15 protein-coding genes are annotated in these 18933 nt (G+C 40.8%); 5 read left to right on the forward strand and 10 right to left on the reverse strand.

The annotated features are described in order from the left end of the window. Positions 1-87 precede the first annotated feature (87 nt). Genes DVR12_RS00285 through DVR12_RS00300 form a run of 4 tightly spaced genes read left to right on the forward strand, consistent with a single transcriptional unit; the run spans position 88 to position 6522 of the window. Complete coding sequence (locus tag DVR12_RS00285; RefSeq protein ID WP_116973457.1) at positions 88-3243, forward strand: SusC/RagA family TonB-linked outer membrane protein; 3156 nt, start codon at positions 88-90, stop codon at positions 3241-3243. A gap of 17 nt (positions 3244-3260) precedes the next feature. Then, positions 3261-4817, forward strand: a complete 1557-nt coding sequence (locus DVR12_RS00290; RefSeq protein ID WP_116973458.1) for a RagB/SusD family nutrient uptake outer membrane protein — start codon at positions 3261-3263, stop codon at positions 4815-4817. 27 nt (positions 4818-4844) lie between these two features. After that, a complete protein-coding gene (locus tag DVR12_RS00295; RefSeq protein WP_116973459.1) occupies positions 4845-5513 on the forward strand; it encodes a fasciclin domain-containing protein in 669 nt (222 codons plus the stop codon). Between the two features lie 19 nt (positions 5514-5532). After that, a complete protein-coding gene (locus DVR12_RS00300; RefSeq protein WP_116973460.1) occupies positions 5533-6522 on the forward strand; it encodes a DUF5007 domain-containing protein in 990 nt (329 codons plus the stop codon). A 264-nt stretch (positions 6523-6786) separates the two neighbouring features. Here the strand turns inward: DVR12_RS00300 and DVR12_RS00305 are convergent, their stop codons facing one another. Genes DVR12_RS00305 through ggt form a run of 5 tightly spaced genes read right to left on the reverse strand, consistent with a single transcriptional unit; the run spans position 6787 to position 11019 of the window. Beyond that, entirely contained in the window at positions 6787-7263 is a 477-nt protein-coding gene (locus DVR12_RS00305) for an SMI1/KNR4 family protein (protein WP_116973461.1), read from the reverse strand. Positions 7264-7283: 20 nt separating this feature from the next. After that, the gene (locus tag DVR12_RS00310) at positions 7284-8324 is read right to left on the reverse strand and encodes an aminotransferase class I/II-fold pyridoxal phosphate-dependent enzyme (protein ID WP_116973462.1); all 1041 of its coding nucleotides are present in this window, start codon (positions 8322-8324) and stop codon (positions 7284-7286) included. Between the two features lie 7 nt (positions 8325-8331). After that, positions 8332-8754: a hypothetical protein gene (locus DVR12_RS00315; protein WP_116973463.1), complete on the reverse strand. Its 423-nt coding sequence runs from the start codon at positions 8752-8754 to the stop codon at positions 8332-8334. A 3-nt stretch (positions 8755-8757) separates the two neighbouring features. Next, positions 8758-9288, reverse strand: coding sequence for a DUF1572 family protein (locus tag DVR12_RS00320; RefSeq protein ID WP_116973464.1), 531 nt, complete (start codon positions 9286-9288; stop codon positions 8758-8760). Between the two features lie 21 nt (positions 9289-9309). Continuing rightward, on the reverse strand, positions 9310-11019 hold the full coding sequence (ggt, locus tag DVR12_RS00325; protein ID WP_116973465.1) for a gamma-glutamyltransferase: 1710 nt from the start codon (positions 11017-11019) through the stop codon (positions 9310-9312). A gap of 96 nt (positions 11020-11115) precedes the next feature. On the opposite strand from ggt, the gene DVR12_RS00330 reads away from it, so the two are divergent. Beyond that, positions 11116-13647, forward strand: a complete 2532-nt coding sequence (locus DVR12_RS00330) for a M14 family metallopeptidase (protein ID WP_116973466.1) — start codon at positions 11116-11118, stop codon at positions 13645-13647. 205 nt (positions 13648-13852) lie between these two features. Here DVR12_RS00330 and DVR12_RS00335 read toward each other — a convergent pair whose 3' ends face one another. From DVR12_RS00335 to DVR12_RS00355, 5 genes are all read right to left on the reverse strand, one after another. After that, on the reverse strand, positions 13853-14458 hold the full coding sequence (locus tag DVR12_RS00335; protein WP_116973467.1) for a redoxin domain-containing protein: 606 nt from the start codon (positions 14456-14458) through the stop codon (positions 13853-13855). Positions 14459-14643: 185 nt separating this feature from the next. Then, a complete protein-coding gene (locus DVR12_RS00340) occupies positions 14644-15579 on the reverse strand; it encodes a YihY/virulence factor BrkB family protein (protein ID WP_158563167.1) in 936 nt (311 codons plus the stop codon). Between the two features lie 20 nt (positions 15580-15599). Then, entirely contained in the window at positions 15600-16655 is a 1056-nt protein-coding gene (gene mltG / locus DVR12_RS00345) for an endolytic transglycosylase MltG (protein WP_116973469.1), read from the reverse strand. 111 nt (positions 16656-16766) lie between these two features. Then, positions 16767-17123, reverse strand: coding sequence for a preprotein translocase subunit SecG (secG, locus tag DVR12_RS00350; RefSeq protein ID WP_116973470.1), 357 nt, complete (start codon positions 17121-17123; stop codon positions 16767-16769). A 6-nt stretch (positions 17124-17129) separates the two neighbouring features. Further along, complete coding sequence (locus tag DVR12_RS00355) at positions 17130-18926, reverse strand: hypothetical protein (RefSeq protein ID WP_116973471.1); 1797 nt, start codon at positions 18924-18926, stop codon at positions 17130-17132. Positions 18927-18933 lie beyond the last annotated feature (7 nt).

Raw genomic sequence — 18933 nt, forward strand, 5'->3', positions numbered from 1 at the left:
ATCTATGCTAAAAATCAGTGAACAATTTCAGGCCAGCGCCTGAAGATCCAATTTTTAATATTCCCATATATTTTTAAACCAGAATCTATGCACAAAAAGTTGCTACTATTAGTGCTAATGGGATTTCTATGCCTACAGGTATGGGCCCAGGAGCGAAAGATCTCAGGAGTGATCACCGACGACAAGGGAGTGGAGCTTCCCGGAGTTTCGGTAAAGGAAGTAGGAACCAGTAATGGAACCATTTCAACCCCGGAGGGTAAATTTACACTTACTCTTAAAGGAACCTCAGAAAAGCTATCTGTATCTTTCATCGGATTTGAGACACAAACCATTTCACTTACCACTGGCAATACATATAAAATTGTAATGAAGCCAGATCAGAAAAGCCTGAAAGACGTAGTAATCATCGGTTATCAGGAAGTGAAACGTAAAACGGTGACCGCAGCGGTTTCCAGCGTAAAAGGAAAAGAAATCGAAAACCTCCCGTCTCCAAGCTTCGACCAGTTATTACAAGGCCGGGCAGCCGGATTGGCCGTTCAGAACTTCACCGGAGAACCGGGTGTTCGCGGATCATTTGTAGTAAGAGGTAATACAAGTTTAAGCCGTACTTCCAGCAATATCCGCACTCTTAGCTCTCCATTATTCGTAATCGATGATATTCCGATTTCATCAGATGATGCCGCAGCTTTCGATAATACTGGTACCAACTATATTGCCGGATTAAACCCTAACGATATTGAATCTGTAGACATCCTGAAAGACGCTTCTGCTGCGGCTATCTACGGCTCAAGAGGTGCAAACGGGGTGGTGATCGTAAAAACCAAACGCGGTAAAACCGGTAAACCACAAATCAATTTCTCTACATACGCCGGACTGGTAGAAAAACCAAAGTTCGAAACAGTTTATGGTGGTGCCGAAGAAAGACGTTTTAAAATGGACTACCTCCAGAAAAAACTGACTTTCGACCAACTGGAAACTAAAATTCCTATCCTCCTTACAGATAGCCTGAACCCTGCATTGAACGGGAATATGGACTGGCAAGACCTCTTCTTCAGAAATGGTATGCTGCAGAACTATGATCTTTCGGTATCAGGAGCTAATGAGTCTATTAACTATCGCATTAGTGGTAACTATTATGATGAAGATGGAACCGTCAGAGGTACTGGTTACAAGCGTTATACCGCCTCCGCTGCAGTCGGAATGAAAATGTCGGAGAAAGTTAATGTTAATTCATTGTTCCGTTTAAGCCGTGGCGACAGAAGCCGCGGTCGTGGTGTTTTCCCTGGTGAAGATATTATTCCGCTGAAAAATGGCCAATATCTTTCATCTTTATTCAACCTGCGCGACATTGAACTGGCAAACATGGTGGGTAACTATCCTGGCAGCAGAGATAAAAACCTGAACGATGATATCACTGCCAGTATTACTTTAAACTATGATCTCACCCCAAAAATCCGTTTTTCATCAACCGGGTCAATTCAGTCGTCTGTTAATAGCCGCGATATCTTCAGACCGGGAGCCTTAGATCCTTTAGGTGTGGCCTATATGCAAAGCAGCAGATCGAGGTACGAAAATCTGAACCTGGATAATACCCTGACTTACAATACAAGTGTTGCAAATAAAGATCATCACATCAATGTACTGTTAGGGAATACCATTAATAATGTAAAGAATGAGTATACCGGTATTGGTAGCGGTTCTTTGGGTAACGATAATCTCAAGGTTGTGCAAGGTTACGATACCCGTTTCTTACTGTACAAAGATAAATATGGTAACCTGGTTTCAGGGTCCGACTATCAGTCGGCCGGCATGTTATCATTCTTTTCCCGTGTAAACTACGACTATAAAGAAAAGTATCTGTTATCATTTGCTTACAGAGCGGATGCTTCTTCCCGTTTTGGTCGTGATAGCAGATGGGGTTATTTCCCATCGGCATCAGCCGGTTGGAATATTTCCGATGAGCCGTTCATGGAGCCATTGAAAAAATGGGTAGATATGCTGAAGATCCGTGGTAGCTTTGGTATTACAGGTAGCTTACCATCAGGATATTATCTGCCTTATAATACCTACAATACTAACCAGGGTACTTATGGTGGTTCTAACGGTGTAACCTATAATGGCGTTAATCCGATCACTCCAAACTTCAGCGATGGTGTGGCACAAAATGGCCTGACCTGGGAACAAGCCAAACAATCTAATATTGGTATCGATGCAACTTTCCTCAATGGAAGAGTAAGTGTAATATTCGATGCATTTAACAGAGGAACATCCAGAAAATTATTTGATATCCTTCTACCGGCTACTACTGGTTATGATAAAGTAAATACCAATGCGATTGATATCCGTAATACCGGCCTCGAATTTAATATTCAGGGTAGAGTATTTTCCCCTCAAAGCAAATTCCAGTGGAACCCTGGTTTAATCCTGTCTTTTGTTAAGAACCAGATAGTATCATTACCTGATGGTGGTCGCGATATCATCGTGAATGATGAAAATCTTGGCATGTCCTATATTCTTAGCAAAGGCCGCTCTATCAACGAGTTCTATATGATGAAGAGCCTCGGAGTATACTCAACTTCAAAAGATATTCCATTCAACCCATACACTGGCGAGAAGTTGACTTACTGGAATGGTAACCACACTGTTCAGGCAGGTGATTTTATTTGGGTAGATCAGAATGGTGACTATGATGTTTGGGATTGGAATGATAAAATAAGTGCAGGTAACCCTAATCCTTTCTGTACCGGAAGTTTGAGCAACAACTTTACTTATGGCAGATGGAGCTTACAGGTGTATATGACCTTTACCTTAGGTCGTGATATCTATAACAAGTATATGTCTGACAGGTTAGTTGGTTTGGCTACCAACTATGCAAATATTGCGGCAATAGATCCAAAGAGTATTAATACCTGGGAAAAAGAAGGAGATCAGGCTAAATATTCCGAGTTGATCCCTTATGGTAAAGGATACTATTATCAATTCCTTCCTTTCTCTTCTGCCTTTATCGAAAATGGTTCATGGGCAAGAATCAAATACCTGAATCTTGCTTACTCAATGGGTCCTAAATTCCTGGAGCGCACCAAATTAAACAAAGTTCAATTCTACGGAGTAATAGATAACCTGGCAATGTTCCAGCGTTCATCAGTACCGGATGCAGAAGCCGTAGATGAAAGAGGCACATTTAACGGTGCTGGCTATCCGCTGCCTAAGAAATTTACATTGGGAGTAAACATTGGGTTTTAATTTTTAAAGAAGTAATTATGACTTTGTCTAAGAATATATTAATAGCAGGACTGGCATTATTATTATTCGTGCCATTTACTGCCTGTAAGAAATTGCTGGATCAGACACCGATCAATTCACCATATGCAGAAGTATTCTGGAAAAATCAACAGGATGCCGAGCAGGGTGCGGCCGGAGCATACGCTTTAGTAAGAAAAGCGTTGACCTCCAATACTGAGTATAATCAATATATGTCGCACTTTGCCTATGGCTCATTAGCGGCTTTTGAATTCCAGGACTATGATCAGTATGATGTAGCCTCTCTGGTAAAAGGTGGCGATGGCTTTAACTCTGCTGATTTTATTGGTTCCTACCTTCAGCCGTATCACGATTGGAGCCCTTACTATAAAATTGTAGCTCAGACTAATATCATGCTGGAATTCATTCCTAAGATTCCGGATGGTCAGTTTACTACCAATGCTTCCACCACCCGTAACAGATATCTTGGCGAAGCACGGTTTCTGCGGGCCTTCGCCTATTTTTATATGCTTCGCTTATGGGGTGATGTGCCTTTGGTATTGAGCTATGATCCAGATCCTGCACATGCTACCAATCTGCCAAGAACAAATGAAAAAGTAGTATTGGATAGTGTAATCACTGATTTGCAAAAAGCTGTTACATTATTGCCATGGGATCTTGGTAGTGCTAATGACAAAGCTGTAAGGGCTACTAAGGGAGCGGCTTACGGATTATTGGCCCATGCTTATATGTGGAGGAATTTCCTGAATAAAGGTGCAAACAGAGCTGATCTTACCAATGCCATTGCTGCAATTGATGCTGTAGAACAAAGTGGTAAATATATGTTGCTGGCGGCATCAGAATATCATAAAGTATTTCATGGTAAATCTGCTGAAGGGGTATTCGAAATCAATATGCAGGCACAGTACGGCGAACATCAGGTAGCGAAGGGTTTTTATTATAATATCCTGAAACGCCCATTCCTGGAGAAAGACAAGAAGCTAGACGCTCCGAATCTGGATTTAATCTCTACTATTTATGATGATGAGGATGATCTTAGATTGAAGTATTTCTTCTATAATCTCGATGCAAGCGAACAGTTTGATGTAACCATTTGCAAATTTGCAGGTTCCAATGGCGAAAATGTATATCACGGACAGGAAAATATCATGGGTTCTGTTGATGCTAATATCATCATTATGCGTTATGCCGATCTATTACTGTTGCGTGCTGAAGCCTATGCCGATCTGGGTAATACTGGTGCAGCAATAAAAGATATGAACACTGTAAGAGCGCGTTCCAATGCCTATGCACTTGAGGAAGCAGACTATGGAGATCAATATGATCTGCAGGCAGAAGTACTGTTAGAGCGTAGTCGAGAACTTTATGCTGAAGGACAAAGATGGTATGACCTGGTTCGTACCGGTTTCCTGACAGAGGATTGGGCTAATGGATGGCTCACTTTCCCTCAGTCGAGATACGAGGAAGAAGGATGGAAATGGCCAGTGGCCCGTTCTTTATTCCAGACTAATAATGTGCTTACACAAAACAAGTTCTGGTTAGGGAAAGTAAGATAATATCTAGGAACGCTTAAAATTATTGTTATGCATCAACTTAAGAAAATTTTCATACAAACAGGATGGATAGGGTTATTGGCAGTTGTGCTTTTTACCTCATGCAGAAAAGATAATCACTTTATTGGCGGCAGTATTTCCGATCCACATACCGATCTGACAACTTACGATTATCTCAAGGCAAACCCTTTGTTCGATACATTAATCATCCTGATTGATAAAGCTGGATTGAAGGAAACGTTAAACAGCAACATCACATTTGTAGCACCAACCGACTACAGTATTGCACGTTTCCTGAAACTCCGTACTACTGCATTGCAAAAGCAGAAGAACGACGAGAATATTAAGTATACGATCGATAGCCTGAAAGTACCTGAGTTAAGAGATAGCCTGATGGCATATATGTTTGATACCAAAATTGAGCGTGCAAATCTTTCTCTCGAACCAATGGTGTTTAAGAACAAAGTGAAGGAAGAATTTGGATTTAAATTGGTATGGTTAGTAGATGATGATCTGAAAATCTCCTATGCAGTAACGAATATGTCTAAAATCATTAATGGTGTAGATCCTGTGCCTTTGCCAACCGACTATCCGGATGCAGACAGAGATAAGGACTATCTGCTGCAAACAACAGGTATTCTTACTAAAACCGGTGTTTTACACGTACTAAGTAATTCACATACCTTTTATTGGAAGTAACAATCAAAATTAATCAAGTATGTCATCAACATATAACTGGAAAAAAATTTTAGGTATAACTGCTCTGGCAGGAGTGATCTTAGGAGGATGTAAAAAACTGGATGAAGGTTTTTTAAGTGAAGGATTGTATGTACCGGATGCTCCGCTCACGGTTCAACGTGGTTTGGCATTTCAGAAAACTGAAGCCATTCTGCTCGATGGTTCTACCAGACCTATCACTTTTGAATTGCTCGATATTCGCAGAGCCGATAATAAAAAACATGCAGATGAGTTCTTTAAGGAATATCCTGTGTATGTATACACGGCTGCAATTGATCCTGCTATCGATACTACCATCGAACAGGTAAATAAGAAAAGAGCACTTCAGAAGCTAAAACCATTCACATTTCTGTCTAGCGGCCAATGGGTGTTTAATGCTGCCACAGATAGTTTGCCTCTTGATGTTACCTATGAGTATGATATCAAAGTAACAAATGTTGCAGGCACGAAGATCTATAAGAACATCGCTACACTTACAACTGTAGATCCACCATTGGTAACAGAACAAACCACTGGTTGTAACTTCTTCCCTGATGATGGTTCTGCTACTGTGGGTATGGGTTCTATGTCTATGAGTGTTACCAGGATTAAGGAAAGTGGTGCCACTGTAATTCTGAAAATCACAGATAAAGATGGTAAGCCTTTCAATCCTAAAACCGGTGAAATCATCAAACGGGGCGACCGGCCAACTTTCGAAAGTTACGCTCGTTTCCATCCTGTAGAATATACTGATACAACGATGGTATGTAATTTCGAAATTGCACCATTCCCAATTGCAAAGTATTCTGCTGGAGGTACAAACTTCAATTACCTGATCTATTATCGTATTCCTTCAGATTTCGCAACTGTAGACAAATCACTTACTACAAAAATCGGAAGTGTAAATCCTTTGTTTGCTTTCAGATTAATGAAAGCAGGAACCTACCTGGTTGAGATTAGGTTGCCGAAAACCACGAGAGTGATAAAATAGACTGAATAATGTGTTGTAAAGAGAGGATGTATCGAAAGTAATTCTCAGATTACTTTTGATATATCCTCTTCTTTATTTAAATACGTTTTATTGAAAGATTAAGATGAATCGAAATTAAAAAATGCCGCTATTTCATAACTTTCAAAGAAGTAAGTGAATGCCAAAATTAATACCTAACCTGAGGTTTGGGAATAACAGTTGGAGTGAATTGTAATAAATCGGTGTTGGATTGCAATATTTGGGGTGTTTTTTATGTTATGCTCTTTATTGATAATTATACAGAATTGCTGAATCCTGCAAGTAATAATCTATAAACTCTGCCAATGAATCAGTAATGACCTTAAATTTTTCTTTATATGGGATAATTCCTATTTCATAGGTTCCATCAGAATCATTAAGCTTTACTCCATACCACCAACATTTTTGCATATAATCAGCAAAAATCAGAATCTTGCTAAATGAACTGCTGTGTTCTGTTAACATAAATTCATTCTCCGCAGAAATCCAATAATTTAATGGATAGAATAGAAAGCCTTCACTATCAGTATAATTTGGAAAATGAGACTCCATCCCATTAATCCTTAAGTAAAATTCTTTAAAATCATGTGGTAGTTGAATATCCCTGTATTTTTCAAAATCCAGAAGTCTCTGTGGATTTAATTGATTAATAGGAATATTCTGATTATTCCAATGCCTGATCATTTTTTCAATATTCTCTATCAAACTATTTGATGGCGTCATTTTTCATAGTTAAATATGCATTACAAACAGCTGCTAAGTCCTTTCATCAAAAAGGTAATATCTTCCTGTGTATGGATTGCTGAAACTACCACTCTGTTGACCGGCAAACTATCAGGAAACGGATAAGGAAAACTCGAAATAATAATATTCTTTTTCTGCAAAGATGCCGCTAGTCCACCTACCGGAGGTAGTATAAATATGGGTAGTGCAAATGGGTTATGAATCCCGTGATCATTTACCAGATGTAAGAGGTAAGCAATATTCTGTTGCAATATTCTGCGTTGTTCCGAAAACAGGTCTTTCGCTTGTAGCCATGCATATGCATTAGCAGGAGGTAGGGAAGTACTGCCCGAAAAAATAGGCAACTTCCTGATGGCAGTAATTGCTTTTTCTGAACCTGTTATCATGCCTCCTTCAGTACTATAGGCTTTAGCCAGCGAAGCAGTAATCAGATAGGTTACAACGTCTGACTGTGGAAGAAAATAAATGCTTCCTTGTCCTTCCGGCCCTATTATTCCAATGCCATGCGAATCATCAACCAATACAAGTACTTTCTTTTTCAGCTCCTGTAACCATTTGAAGCTATGTATAACTCCGGAGATCGGAGACACGGTATCCGCAACTATAGCAAATGTATTATCAGGGTGGGAATTGACTTGTTGTATTGTATCAGCGACCCATTCCTCTCTTGATACCGTGGGTAAAGCAGGGTTATTGACCCATAGTGAAGGATGGGTTTCCGGTGCGTAGATCAGTTGTCCGCATTTACTCGCATACAAAGCTGCTGCCTGGGAAGAAAGATAACCTGAAGAAAAAACAGCTGCAGCCTCCTGATTCAATAGTTTTGCAATAACGGTTTCAAGCTCCTCATATAAACTGAGTCGCAGATTCGCTACCCGGCTTGAGGGGAATACAGCGCCAAACTTCTCAATTCCCTCATAGAGCAGAGATTTATATGCTGGAAGCTGATGTAATCCCAAATAGGCAAATCCGGAGAAAAATAAGCAGGTTTTTTCTGCAATTTTTACTGTTCTTCCTGGTGTAAAATCGGTATACTGCATGCCACTCTTACTCTTTTTTAGTACATAAAATAAACTGAAAATCGGTGGACGTTACTTGCATATCAAAGTAATCGTCTGTCAGTTTCGTAATCGTCACCAGGTTTTCTACACGTCTGTCGCCATTTTTGGCTGTAACAGAAATCATAGCACCGTTGCTTAGAATAGAATACTTACCAGTATCTGATTTGCCGGCAATAGTAGCTATGAAAACATTATTATCCAGAAATTGATAATAGGCATCTTTATAATAGGTTCTTTTCAGGTCTTCTGCCTGAATATATTGAGTATTACTGATTGGTGACTCCGGTGGAATTTTTACGTCATACACTCTCCATTTCTTATTCATCAATAGCTCATTGGCCTGTTTTGTTTTACAGGCTATTAAAGAGCCTGCAAGTGTAATAACTGTTAAGACTAAACGTAATTGCATGAATTATTTATTACCCATTTTAGATTGATTAAATTTATCAGAGTCACCTTTCGGGATAGAAAGACTTTCCCATGCATCGCCCATCACCATTTTTCCGATATAAACGATTTGACCTACATGATAAGGTACATGCGCTAACTGCCGGTTAATTGCATCAACAACAGAATGCGGCTCATTACGGATGTAGACAGTCTTTTCGAGGTCCTCAGGTGTTAAACTACCAATAGCTTGCAGCATACATTCCCAACCTTCATTCCATAGCGTTAGCAACTCGTGAGCAGAGGCAGCATGTTCTATAAACTCCTGATCTCTGCTTCGGCCGGGCTTTTCACCATCGGAAGTAAGAAAGTCTGTCCACCTCGATAACATATTACCATGTAAATGCTGAATAATGATGGCAATACTATTGGGTGCACCTTCTGGTTGCCAATGGAGTTGTTCATCATTCAACCTTAAAAGGGTAGTAGTTCCCAATAAACGGTGAATTTCAAGCCGTTGTAAAACACTTTTCAGATAAGTTTGACCTAAAGACATATCAATCAGTTTTAAAAATCACTAATAACCGGCGGCGCTATCGTCGCCTCGTTTATCTCCTGCTGCTTCCAGGGTATTGGTAGATGGAATGCGTTTGATAATTTCCGTACGTCCGATATAACCCCGTTTGGTTACCTTATATCCCATTGCCTGTAATGCCTGTATAGTACTATCCGGAAAATCCTTTTCAACCATCACTTCATCAGGAAGCCATTGATGATGAAATTTAGGTTTATTAATAGCATCCTCCGGTGATAATCCAAACTCCAGGGTATTCATTAATGTTTGAAATACTGAAGTAATGATGGTAGAACCTCCCGGAGTTCCAAGAGAGTAAATCACCTGGTCTTTATTCAATACCAGAGTAGGAGTCATAGAGCTCAGCATACGCTTTTGCGGAGCAATCGCATTAGCCTCATTACCTACTAGTCCGTACATATTAGGAACTCCTGGTTTTACACTAAAATCGTCCATTTCATTATTCAATAAAAAGCCGGATCCACCTACCACCGTTCTGCTCCCGAAATGCCCGTTAAGTGTAGTAGTAACAGCAATGGCATTCCCGGCATCGTCAATAACGCTTAAATGTGTTGTTTCTTCACTTTCAGGCATCACACCAGCTTTTGTAAGTTCGCTTGTTCCGGCTTTGCCTGGAACAAAATCTTTCATTCGTTGAGCCAGATAAGCCTTATTGGTCAGCTTTTCGGCAGAAACCTTTACAAAGTCTGGATCTCCCAAAAAAGATGCCCTGTCGGCATACGCCCTTCTCTCTGCTTCAATCATTAGTTGCACAGCCTCCGGCGAATGGAACCCCCATTTGGCAATAGGATAATTTTCTACCATTCCCATTAGCTGTTGTAAACAGATTCCTCCGCTTGAAGGCAGAGGCATTGTTACAATGCTATATTGTTTATAGTTAAAGACTACAGCCTTTCTTTCTTTAGCCTTATAGTTTTTAAGATCTTCCAGGGTGATGATACCATTACCGCGTTTCATTTCGGCAACAATATTGGCGGCCGTTTTTCCCTGGTAAAATCCTGCTGCCCCTTTATCACGTATCAGCTCAAGGGTCCGGGCCAGTTCGGGTTGCACCAGGGTATCTCCGGCTTTCCATTTATCGGCTTTTACAAAGGCAGTAGGTTGGGTATTGAGTTGTATGAATTGTTCTCTGGCTTCGTTTAAGCCATTTGCTTCAGCTTCTGTAATAACGAAGCCCCTGGCAGCCAATTGAATAGCGGGTGCAATGAGCTTTTTAAACGGAAGTCTGGCATATTTCATGGAGGCAAAAAGTCCGGCTACGGTACCAGGAACTCCGGCAGCCAGCTGGCCATCCAGGCTCAATTTGGTAATAGCATTACCTGCCGAATCGAGGTACATATTCCTGCTAGCCTTTGCAGGCGCCTTTTCCCGGTAATCGATAGCTATATTTTTAGCACCTTTTTGATTGGAGAGATGTCCTACCAGAAAGCCTCCTCCTCCAAGATTACCAGCACCGGGATATACTACTGCAAGTGCCAATTGGGTGGCTATGGCTGCATCTACGGCATTCCCACCTTCCTGCAGTATAATTGCCCCTACTTCACTGGCTAAAGGATGAGCAGAAACAACGGCACCGTGAGGAACACGAATATTTTTTTCTATAGCATAATGATATGGGTCCAGCTGTCTTGGTTGGGCATAGGCTGAATACATAATGCACATTGCTATGCTTAGTATAGTCAGAAAACGCATGTGTGTTGTGTTTGGATCGAAATTAAATTAAAATCTTATCAATCCCCAATTAACAAAACAATTCCTATCTTACATTATATATAAGAAACGCTTTTTATGCGCAGATACATTACTTTGGTTATTGCTTTACTGAGCTCCCTTAACCTATTTGCTCAGGTGCCAACTCCGGATCAGTTTCTCGGATATCCTTTAGGAACACAATTTACCCCACATTACAGAGTGGTCGAATATTTTAAACTGGTAGCAGCCAATGCTAAAAACGTAAAGGTTGAACAATATGGAAGCACTTATGAAGGTCGGCCGCTAATCACGGCTACCGTAGCTTCAGCTGAAAATTTCGCCAGATTGGATGAGATACGCAAACACAGTGTGGATATGTCTAACGCCGGCGGCAATCCTGGCAGTACTCAGCCCGTTATCGTTTGGCTGAGCTATAATGTTCATGGCAATGAAGCTGTTTCTACTGAAGCAGCGATGAAAACATTATATGAGCTGGTAAATAACGGTAATGCGCAAACGCAACAGTGGCTTAAAAATACTGTTGTGGTGCTCGACCCATGTTTAAATCCCGACGGCCGCGAAAGGTATGTCAACTTCTACAACACTACCCGTAGCCTGAAGTCTAATGTTTATCGCTATTCCAGAGAACATAATGAACCCTGGCCTGGAGGAAGAGCCAATCACTATTACTTTGATCTCAACCGCGACTGGGCATGGCAAACACAAAAAGAATCTCAGCAACGGGTTGCAAAATATAACGAATGGATGCCACAGGTGCATGTCGATTTCCATGAACAGGAAATTGAAGCTCCTTATTACTTTGCACCGGCAGCAGAACCTTATCATGATGCTGTAACTCCATGGCAGCGCGAACTTCAGATCCTGATCGGAAAAAACAATGCAAAGTATTTCGATCAGCAAGGCTGGTTATACTTTACCAGAGAACGTTTCGATTTATTCTATCCCAGCTATGGAGATACCTACCCAATGTATAATGGGGCATTAGGTATGACCTTTGAACAGGGCGGCAGCGGCCGTGCCGGAGTGGCTGTGCTAAAAAAGGATGGCGATACTCTTACCCTGATCGATAGAATTGCTCACCATTATACCACTGGTATTTCAACTATTGAAGTTGCCTCCCAGCAAGCAGGTAAGATCATTAATGAATATGCCAGGTATTTCGAACTGGCTAAAAAAGAACCGCCAGGAGCTTACAAAGCTTATGTAGTAAAAGCTAATGGAAATACTGAGAAACTTGGAGCACTGGCCTCTTTGCTAAAAAAGAACCAGATTGCATTTGGCTATGGAGCTAATGTAGGTACTGCAAATGGGTTTAACTATTTCACCGGTAAAACCGAGAATTTCCAGATCGATAAGGAAGATATTGTAATCAATGCCTACCAGGCCCATTCCAATATGCTGAGGGTATTATTTGAACCCACAACCCGTTTAACCGATTCCGTTACCTACGATATCACTGCATGGGCTATGCCATATGTATACGGATTAACTTCCTATGCATTGAAGCAACCGATCACTCCGGCCGCTGATGCACCTGCTCTGCGTAACAATACACCACTGTCGGCCACTCAACCGTATGCTTATCTCGCAAAATGGAATAGTGTTAGAGACGTTAAGTTTTTGGCGGCTTTACTGCAACAGGATATTAAAGTACGCTTCACTGAAACTCCGTTTAGCACTGGCGGAAAGGATTTTCCTGCAGGAACACTGATCATTACACGTTCAGGCAATACCAAGAAGGGCGCAGGATTTGATCAGCTGATCACCGGATTAGGTAATCAGTTTAATATCACGTTAGATGCTGTACCAAGTGGGTTTGTAGATAAAGGAACTGATTTTGGTTCTGATAAAGTTCGTTTTATTAAGAAACCAAATATAGTACTGGTAGTTGGAGATAAAGCTTCCTCTCTGGGAATCGGAGAAATCTGGCATTTCTTCGAGCAGCAGCTGGATTATCCTATTTCTATGGTGAATGAGCGTAACCTGAATAATGTGAACTGGGATTTAACCGATGTAGTAATCCTGGCAGATGGAGATTATGATTTCCTGGAAGATAAAGCAAAAAATGAAAAGCTGAAAAATTGGGTGAAAGGTGGAGGAAAGCTGATTGCCATCGAAGATGCTGTATTACAACTGGCAGGAGAGGAGTGGGGTTTTAAAGAAAAGAAAGCAGCCGAAGCAGAGAAAGATGGTAAGGAGAAGAAAGACAGCAAACCATCTTATGATGCGATAAAACCATATAGCAACAGAGAGCGTGAAAGTGTTAAAGAGTATATTCCCGGAGCAATTTTTAAAGTGCAGATGGATAATACCCATCCATTAGCTTTTGGATATTCTGATACTTATTATACACTGAAACTAAACAGCCATCTATACGACTTCATTGAAAGCGATGGCTGGAACGTAGGTGTATTGAAGAGAGATAATTACCTGAGCGGATTTGTAGGATCAAATACACGTGAACAGTTGAAAGACGGAGTATTGTTTGGTGTTAAAGAAGTAGGAAGTGGAAACGTAGTGATCCTGGCAGATAATCCGCTGTTCCGTAGTTTCTGGGAGAATGGCAAATTGTTGTTCAGTAATGCCGTATTCCTGGTAGGACAATAGTAGCTCGCAGGCTCGCTTGTTGCTCGCAAAGAAGCAGAGATTAATATTAAGAGGCATAAGGATTAAAGCGACTTTTTTAAGAATTGCTGATAAGTTTCAATCATAAATAGAAACCTATCAGAAGCCTTTAATAGCATTCGCTTTAATCCTTATGCCTCTTAATATTAATCTCTGCTTCTTTGCGAGCAACAAGCGAGCCCGCGAGCTATAATCTTCTTCTGATATTACAACCTAAACTATTGGAAGAACTCACGGTAACAGGTTTACCAGCCAGCATTTCATTGATGGCATTCTGAAGTAAACGTACCTTTACTGTTTCAGCATTTCCCGGGCTATCATCAATTCCTCCTTTATAAGTTAGTTTCCCGTTTTTATCGAATAGAAAACATTCGGGCGTATGATTCGCATCAAAAGCATCGGCTAATGCTGCATTTTTATCCATCACATAGTAACAGCTGAATTGCATTTTTGCAGCTAATTCTTTCATTGCAGGCATCGATTCGCCTTCGCCTCTTGTTGCTTCATTTGAATTGATCATTACAACACCAATATTATTCTTTGATGCAGAAACGCATAATTGTTTAATTCGTTCCTGGTTACGAATCATATATGGACATTGATTTCCACCAAAAATAACAAGTAGCCCATTCTTGCCTTTAGCGGAGTTTAATGAGATTTCTTTTCCGGAGATATCTTGCCACGTAAGTTCAGCTTTAGGTATCTGAGCTCCAATTTCCAATGCTGCATCCGGATTAGGGAGATTAGCAGAAAGAAATAATGTACAGCAGGATAAATAAAAGGCCTTTATCATAACAGATAGTTTTCAGGTCCTGACTAAAATTAATTTATGCGACAGTAATATTTATTTTTTCGGGCCAGCAAATAATCTAGTAAGATATATACAAAAATAATAAAATAAAAATTTTTATAAAGTATTGTTTGTGTTTAAAGATAGTTGATTGATTTTGATGGAATAAGGAATTTAAGCTAAACAATTTAATCTTGTCTTGGATCTTTTAACGCTCTAATGCTGGCATTTATTTCGAATCCTACTAGTAATAAGAATGAATTAAAAAATATCCAAAGCATTAATACCAGAATCGTACCAATTGAGCCGTAGATTTTATTATAGTTCCCAAAATTGTTAACAAACCATGAAAAGCCGATGGTAACCAGGATCATTCCAATAGTAGCAATGGCAGCACCGGCAGTGATAAATTTCCATTTGCGGGTAGTAGCAGCGCCAATCCGGTATAAGAGGGCATTGGCAGAATAAAACATGATCACGATAAGTACCCAGCGTGCAACGTCTATGATGTTTCTAAGCCATTCGCTCCTGATGCCCACTATATTGAAGATCCAGCGTAAAGTGGCTCCCTGGGCAACAATCAGGGCAACAGTAACCAATAATAGCAATACAAGGATGGCGGTCAACTGCAAGGCGATTAATCGATTCTGCCACCATTTTCTTTTGCGAAAGCCAGCACCCTGAATTTTGGCGAAAGAGCGCAAAATTCCCATCACACCATTGGAGGAATAGAAATATCCCATTACAAAGGCAATCGACAATAATCCATTTCTATGTGTATACAGGAAATCGTGAATCATTCCACGCACAATCATGTAGGTGTTGTAATTGGGAGTAAGATCATGTGCCAGATCGTATAGGGTTGGCTCTATATTCTTTACAGGTACAAAAGGAACTAAAGTAAAGAGGAAGATAAAGAAAGGCGGAATCGCCAACAGGAAGTTAAAAGAAATAGCCCTTGCACGGTCGCCCAACCCCCGGTTTTTAACCTCCTGCCCGAAGTGCTTGAGAACATCATATAATGGCAAACCCTCAAATCCTGGCAGGAATAGGGATTTACTTCTTTCTACCAGTCTTCGGTAGGGTTTTGAGTTGAATATGATGTTCTCGGGTTTAAATGCCAAGGTGCTGTTATATATTTAAATTAGAATCCTCTTTTGTTTAATTCTGCCTGATATTTCCTCGCATTTTCGAGATGCTCTGCATAAGTAGCTGCAAAGGCATGATAACCAGAAAAATCGGCTCTGGCGCAAAAATACAGGTAATCTGTTTCCGGTGTATTCAAAACGGCATTTAAAGTTTTTTCGGAAGGAGTACAGATCGGTCCCGGCGGCAAACCTGAATAACGATAGGTATTATAAGGAGAATCAAATAGAGTATGACTTTCTCTGATTCTTTTTAGTCCGAAGTCCTGCAGTGCAAATTTAACGGTAGGATCGGCCTGTAAACGCATTCCTTTACGATAACGGTTTAGATATACACTGGCTATTAGTGGCTTCTCATCGTTTTTATTGGTTTCTTCTTCTACTATAGATGCCAGTATTGTTACATCGTTAATAGATAGTCCAAGATGCGCCGCCTGTTGTTTACGTTCGTCTGTCCAATAGGCATCCCTGGCTTTTTCTATTTTCTTGAAAGCCGCTTCAGCACCGGTATTCCAGTAAAACTCATAGGTATTAGGCAGCACAGCACACATTACGGTATTAGTATCCAGTCCAAATTGGCGCAGATAAACCGGGTCCTGCATCAGGGAGCGTAAAACGTTGGAATCTGCTTCCAGGTTGCTGCTTATTTTCTTTATAAAGTCCTCTTTTGTGCGAAGTTTGGTAATAACCAGATTAACAGGGGCCTGTTTACCCGCTCGGAGTAATTTAGCAAGCTCGAAACTGCTCATGCCGCTGTGAATTTTATATCTGCCGGCTTTTACATGAGTAGGATAATCCATCCGCTTGGCTACCCAATCGAAACTGGAGCGGCTGCGTATGATGCCCTGAGTTTCCAACCCTTCCAGTACATCTTTATAGGTGCTGTTTGTGCGGATATAGAAGTACTTATTATCTCCAAAAGCCTCGGTATTCGGTCCGAAGACGCGATAGGAAGTATAGACCAATATGCCTGCTAAAAGGCAGCAGACAATAACTATTGTTCTTTTAATCCAGGGATTGGAGGAACTAGCTTTTTTACTTTTTTTCTTTGCCATAGATCTATAGCGTAAAGTGGCATTTAATAAGGTTTTCCAATAAAACACTCTCCATTAAAAAAACCTCGCGTTTTCACGGCGAGGTTTTACTATAAATAAAAAAGATTTTTATTAATTCTTAGGAGTTTGCGGAGCAGGCTGGCCACCCGGAGCAGGCAGGTTTGCAGGAGGAGCTTGCGGAGCTTGTTGGCTACCAGCAGCTCTTTCAATTGCAGATGGAGCTAAAGTTTGAGTTTTACCACCTTTACCGATGAAAAACGGAGAAGTAAGGCTTAAAACAGCAATAATAGCAGCAAGTACCCAGGTACCTTTTTCCAATACGTCTGTAGTCTGACGCACCCCAATCACCTGATTACCAACACCACCGAGGTTACCGGATAAACCGCCACCTTTTGGGTTCTGAATCAGCACAAAGAAGCCTAACAACACACAGGCTAAAATGATCAGGATACCGAAAATTATTAACATAGATTACTATTTATTTTTGTCTGTTAGTGACTTTAATTCTAATATCTTTTGCGCAAAATAAGCGTTTTTGTCGGGATTAAGCAAACTTAATTTTTGATATATCTTAATGGCATTGTCATATTGCCGTTGTTTGACCCAAATTTCCGCAAGTGTTTCAGAAACAATATCGTTATTAAAGGTCAGGGAATTGACAGCCATTTTTTCTACGGTTTCAGAAATTTCTGGAACTTCATCTTCTTCGTAGATCTTATGTAACTGTTGCTGATACCAATCTTTGCTGCCTTTGGCTGCAAAATCCTCTTTCATCCGTCGCAGCCAGGAAGTGAAACTTCTCATTTCCGCAGCCCCCTGTGCATTCAGTTCATCTGCTTCTTCAGGATTTTTCAGGCGTTTATATGCAAAATAATCATCTGTATATAAAGGCTGGAAGGTAAGTTCTGTTTCTTCCGTTTCCGGCATAGCCAACGGGAAAATCTTAATACCACCCAAAGAAAATGGAGTTTCTTCATTTTTCGCAGCCTGATGTACTTCACTGTCCAGATCATTCAATGATTCTGTAACAGAACTGGTATCTTCCGGTGTTTCTTCTTTACCCACCCATGATGAAGCCAGAAAAACCGGTAATACTTCTGATGGCGGGGTAACTGTTATACTGATTTTTTCTTCCTGCTCACTTCTTGCTTCTTCTACATAGGCATCCAGTGCGTCATCAGAAACAGGAGAGAGCTTTTCAGCATCCTGAATAGTTTCTGTATGCAAAAGTGGTTCCGGATCAGCCATAGGTACAAATGCTTCTGGAAGTGCATCTACCGGAATCACGGCTTCTTCGAGACTTTGCTCGGTCACTAAAGGCTCCAGGTTGTCGGTAGTTGCTGATTCAGAAAGTATAGCTGAAGGAATTTCAGGTTCTGCAATGCTGGATTCCTCTGTGATTTTTGTATTTGCGATGGCTTCAGAAAAAAGAAACTCTTCAACGCTATGCGCTGCCGGTTCCTGTTTAGCAACTAAAAGTTCTTCTTCTATAACTGGCAGTTCATCGATAGTTGAGCTCACACTATGTTCGGAGATCAAATGCTCTTCATTGATTTCGGATGCAAGTTGTTCCGTATTGTTTGATGCGGGTACAGCTTCCAAATGATCAGCTACTGGTTCCTCTGTACTACTGGATTCGAAAACTGATTCCTCCACCTTGGTTTCAGCTACTGGTTCCTCTGTACTACTGGATTCAAAAACTGATTCCTGCACAAACTGCTCCGCCTTGGTTTCAGCTACTGGTTCCTCTGTAATATTGGATTCGAAAACTGACTCCTCCACAAACTGCTCTGCCTTGGTTTCAGCTACCGGTTCCTCTGTAATATTGGATTCAAAAACTGATTCCTCGGAGGCTGTATTAGAACCAAAGACATCTGGTTCCGGTAATGTATCAACCGGGATTGCAGTTCGCTCGGGCGATTGGGCTGCAATGGCGGGATCTAAAGGATATTCAGCAGATGCTTCAGTATTGTTATCAGTTGGCAAACTATCCTCCGGAATAATGGGAGCAACACGATCTTCTACTTGTTGCAGGATCTGTTCTTCCATAATCAGGTGATAAGCATAGTGAGGCTGATTGGTATATAATAGTGCTTGTTTGATGGCGCTGTGTTGCAGGTCGCCGGTTTGCTGATATACCTTTCTGGCCAGCAACAGCCGGGCTGCCGAAAAATAGGGGTATTCCTGGAGCAATTTTTCCATCTGGTTTTCATCAACTTGATGGAGGGAAGGTTGCAGGAATACGTGTGCGATAATCCGATTTGCCATCATAGATTGC

This window comes from Chitinophaga silvatica (genome assembly GCF_003419895.1).
Lineage (GTDB): Bacteria > Bacteroidota > Bacteroidia > Chitinophagales > Chitinophagaceae > Chitinophaga > Chitinophaga silvatica.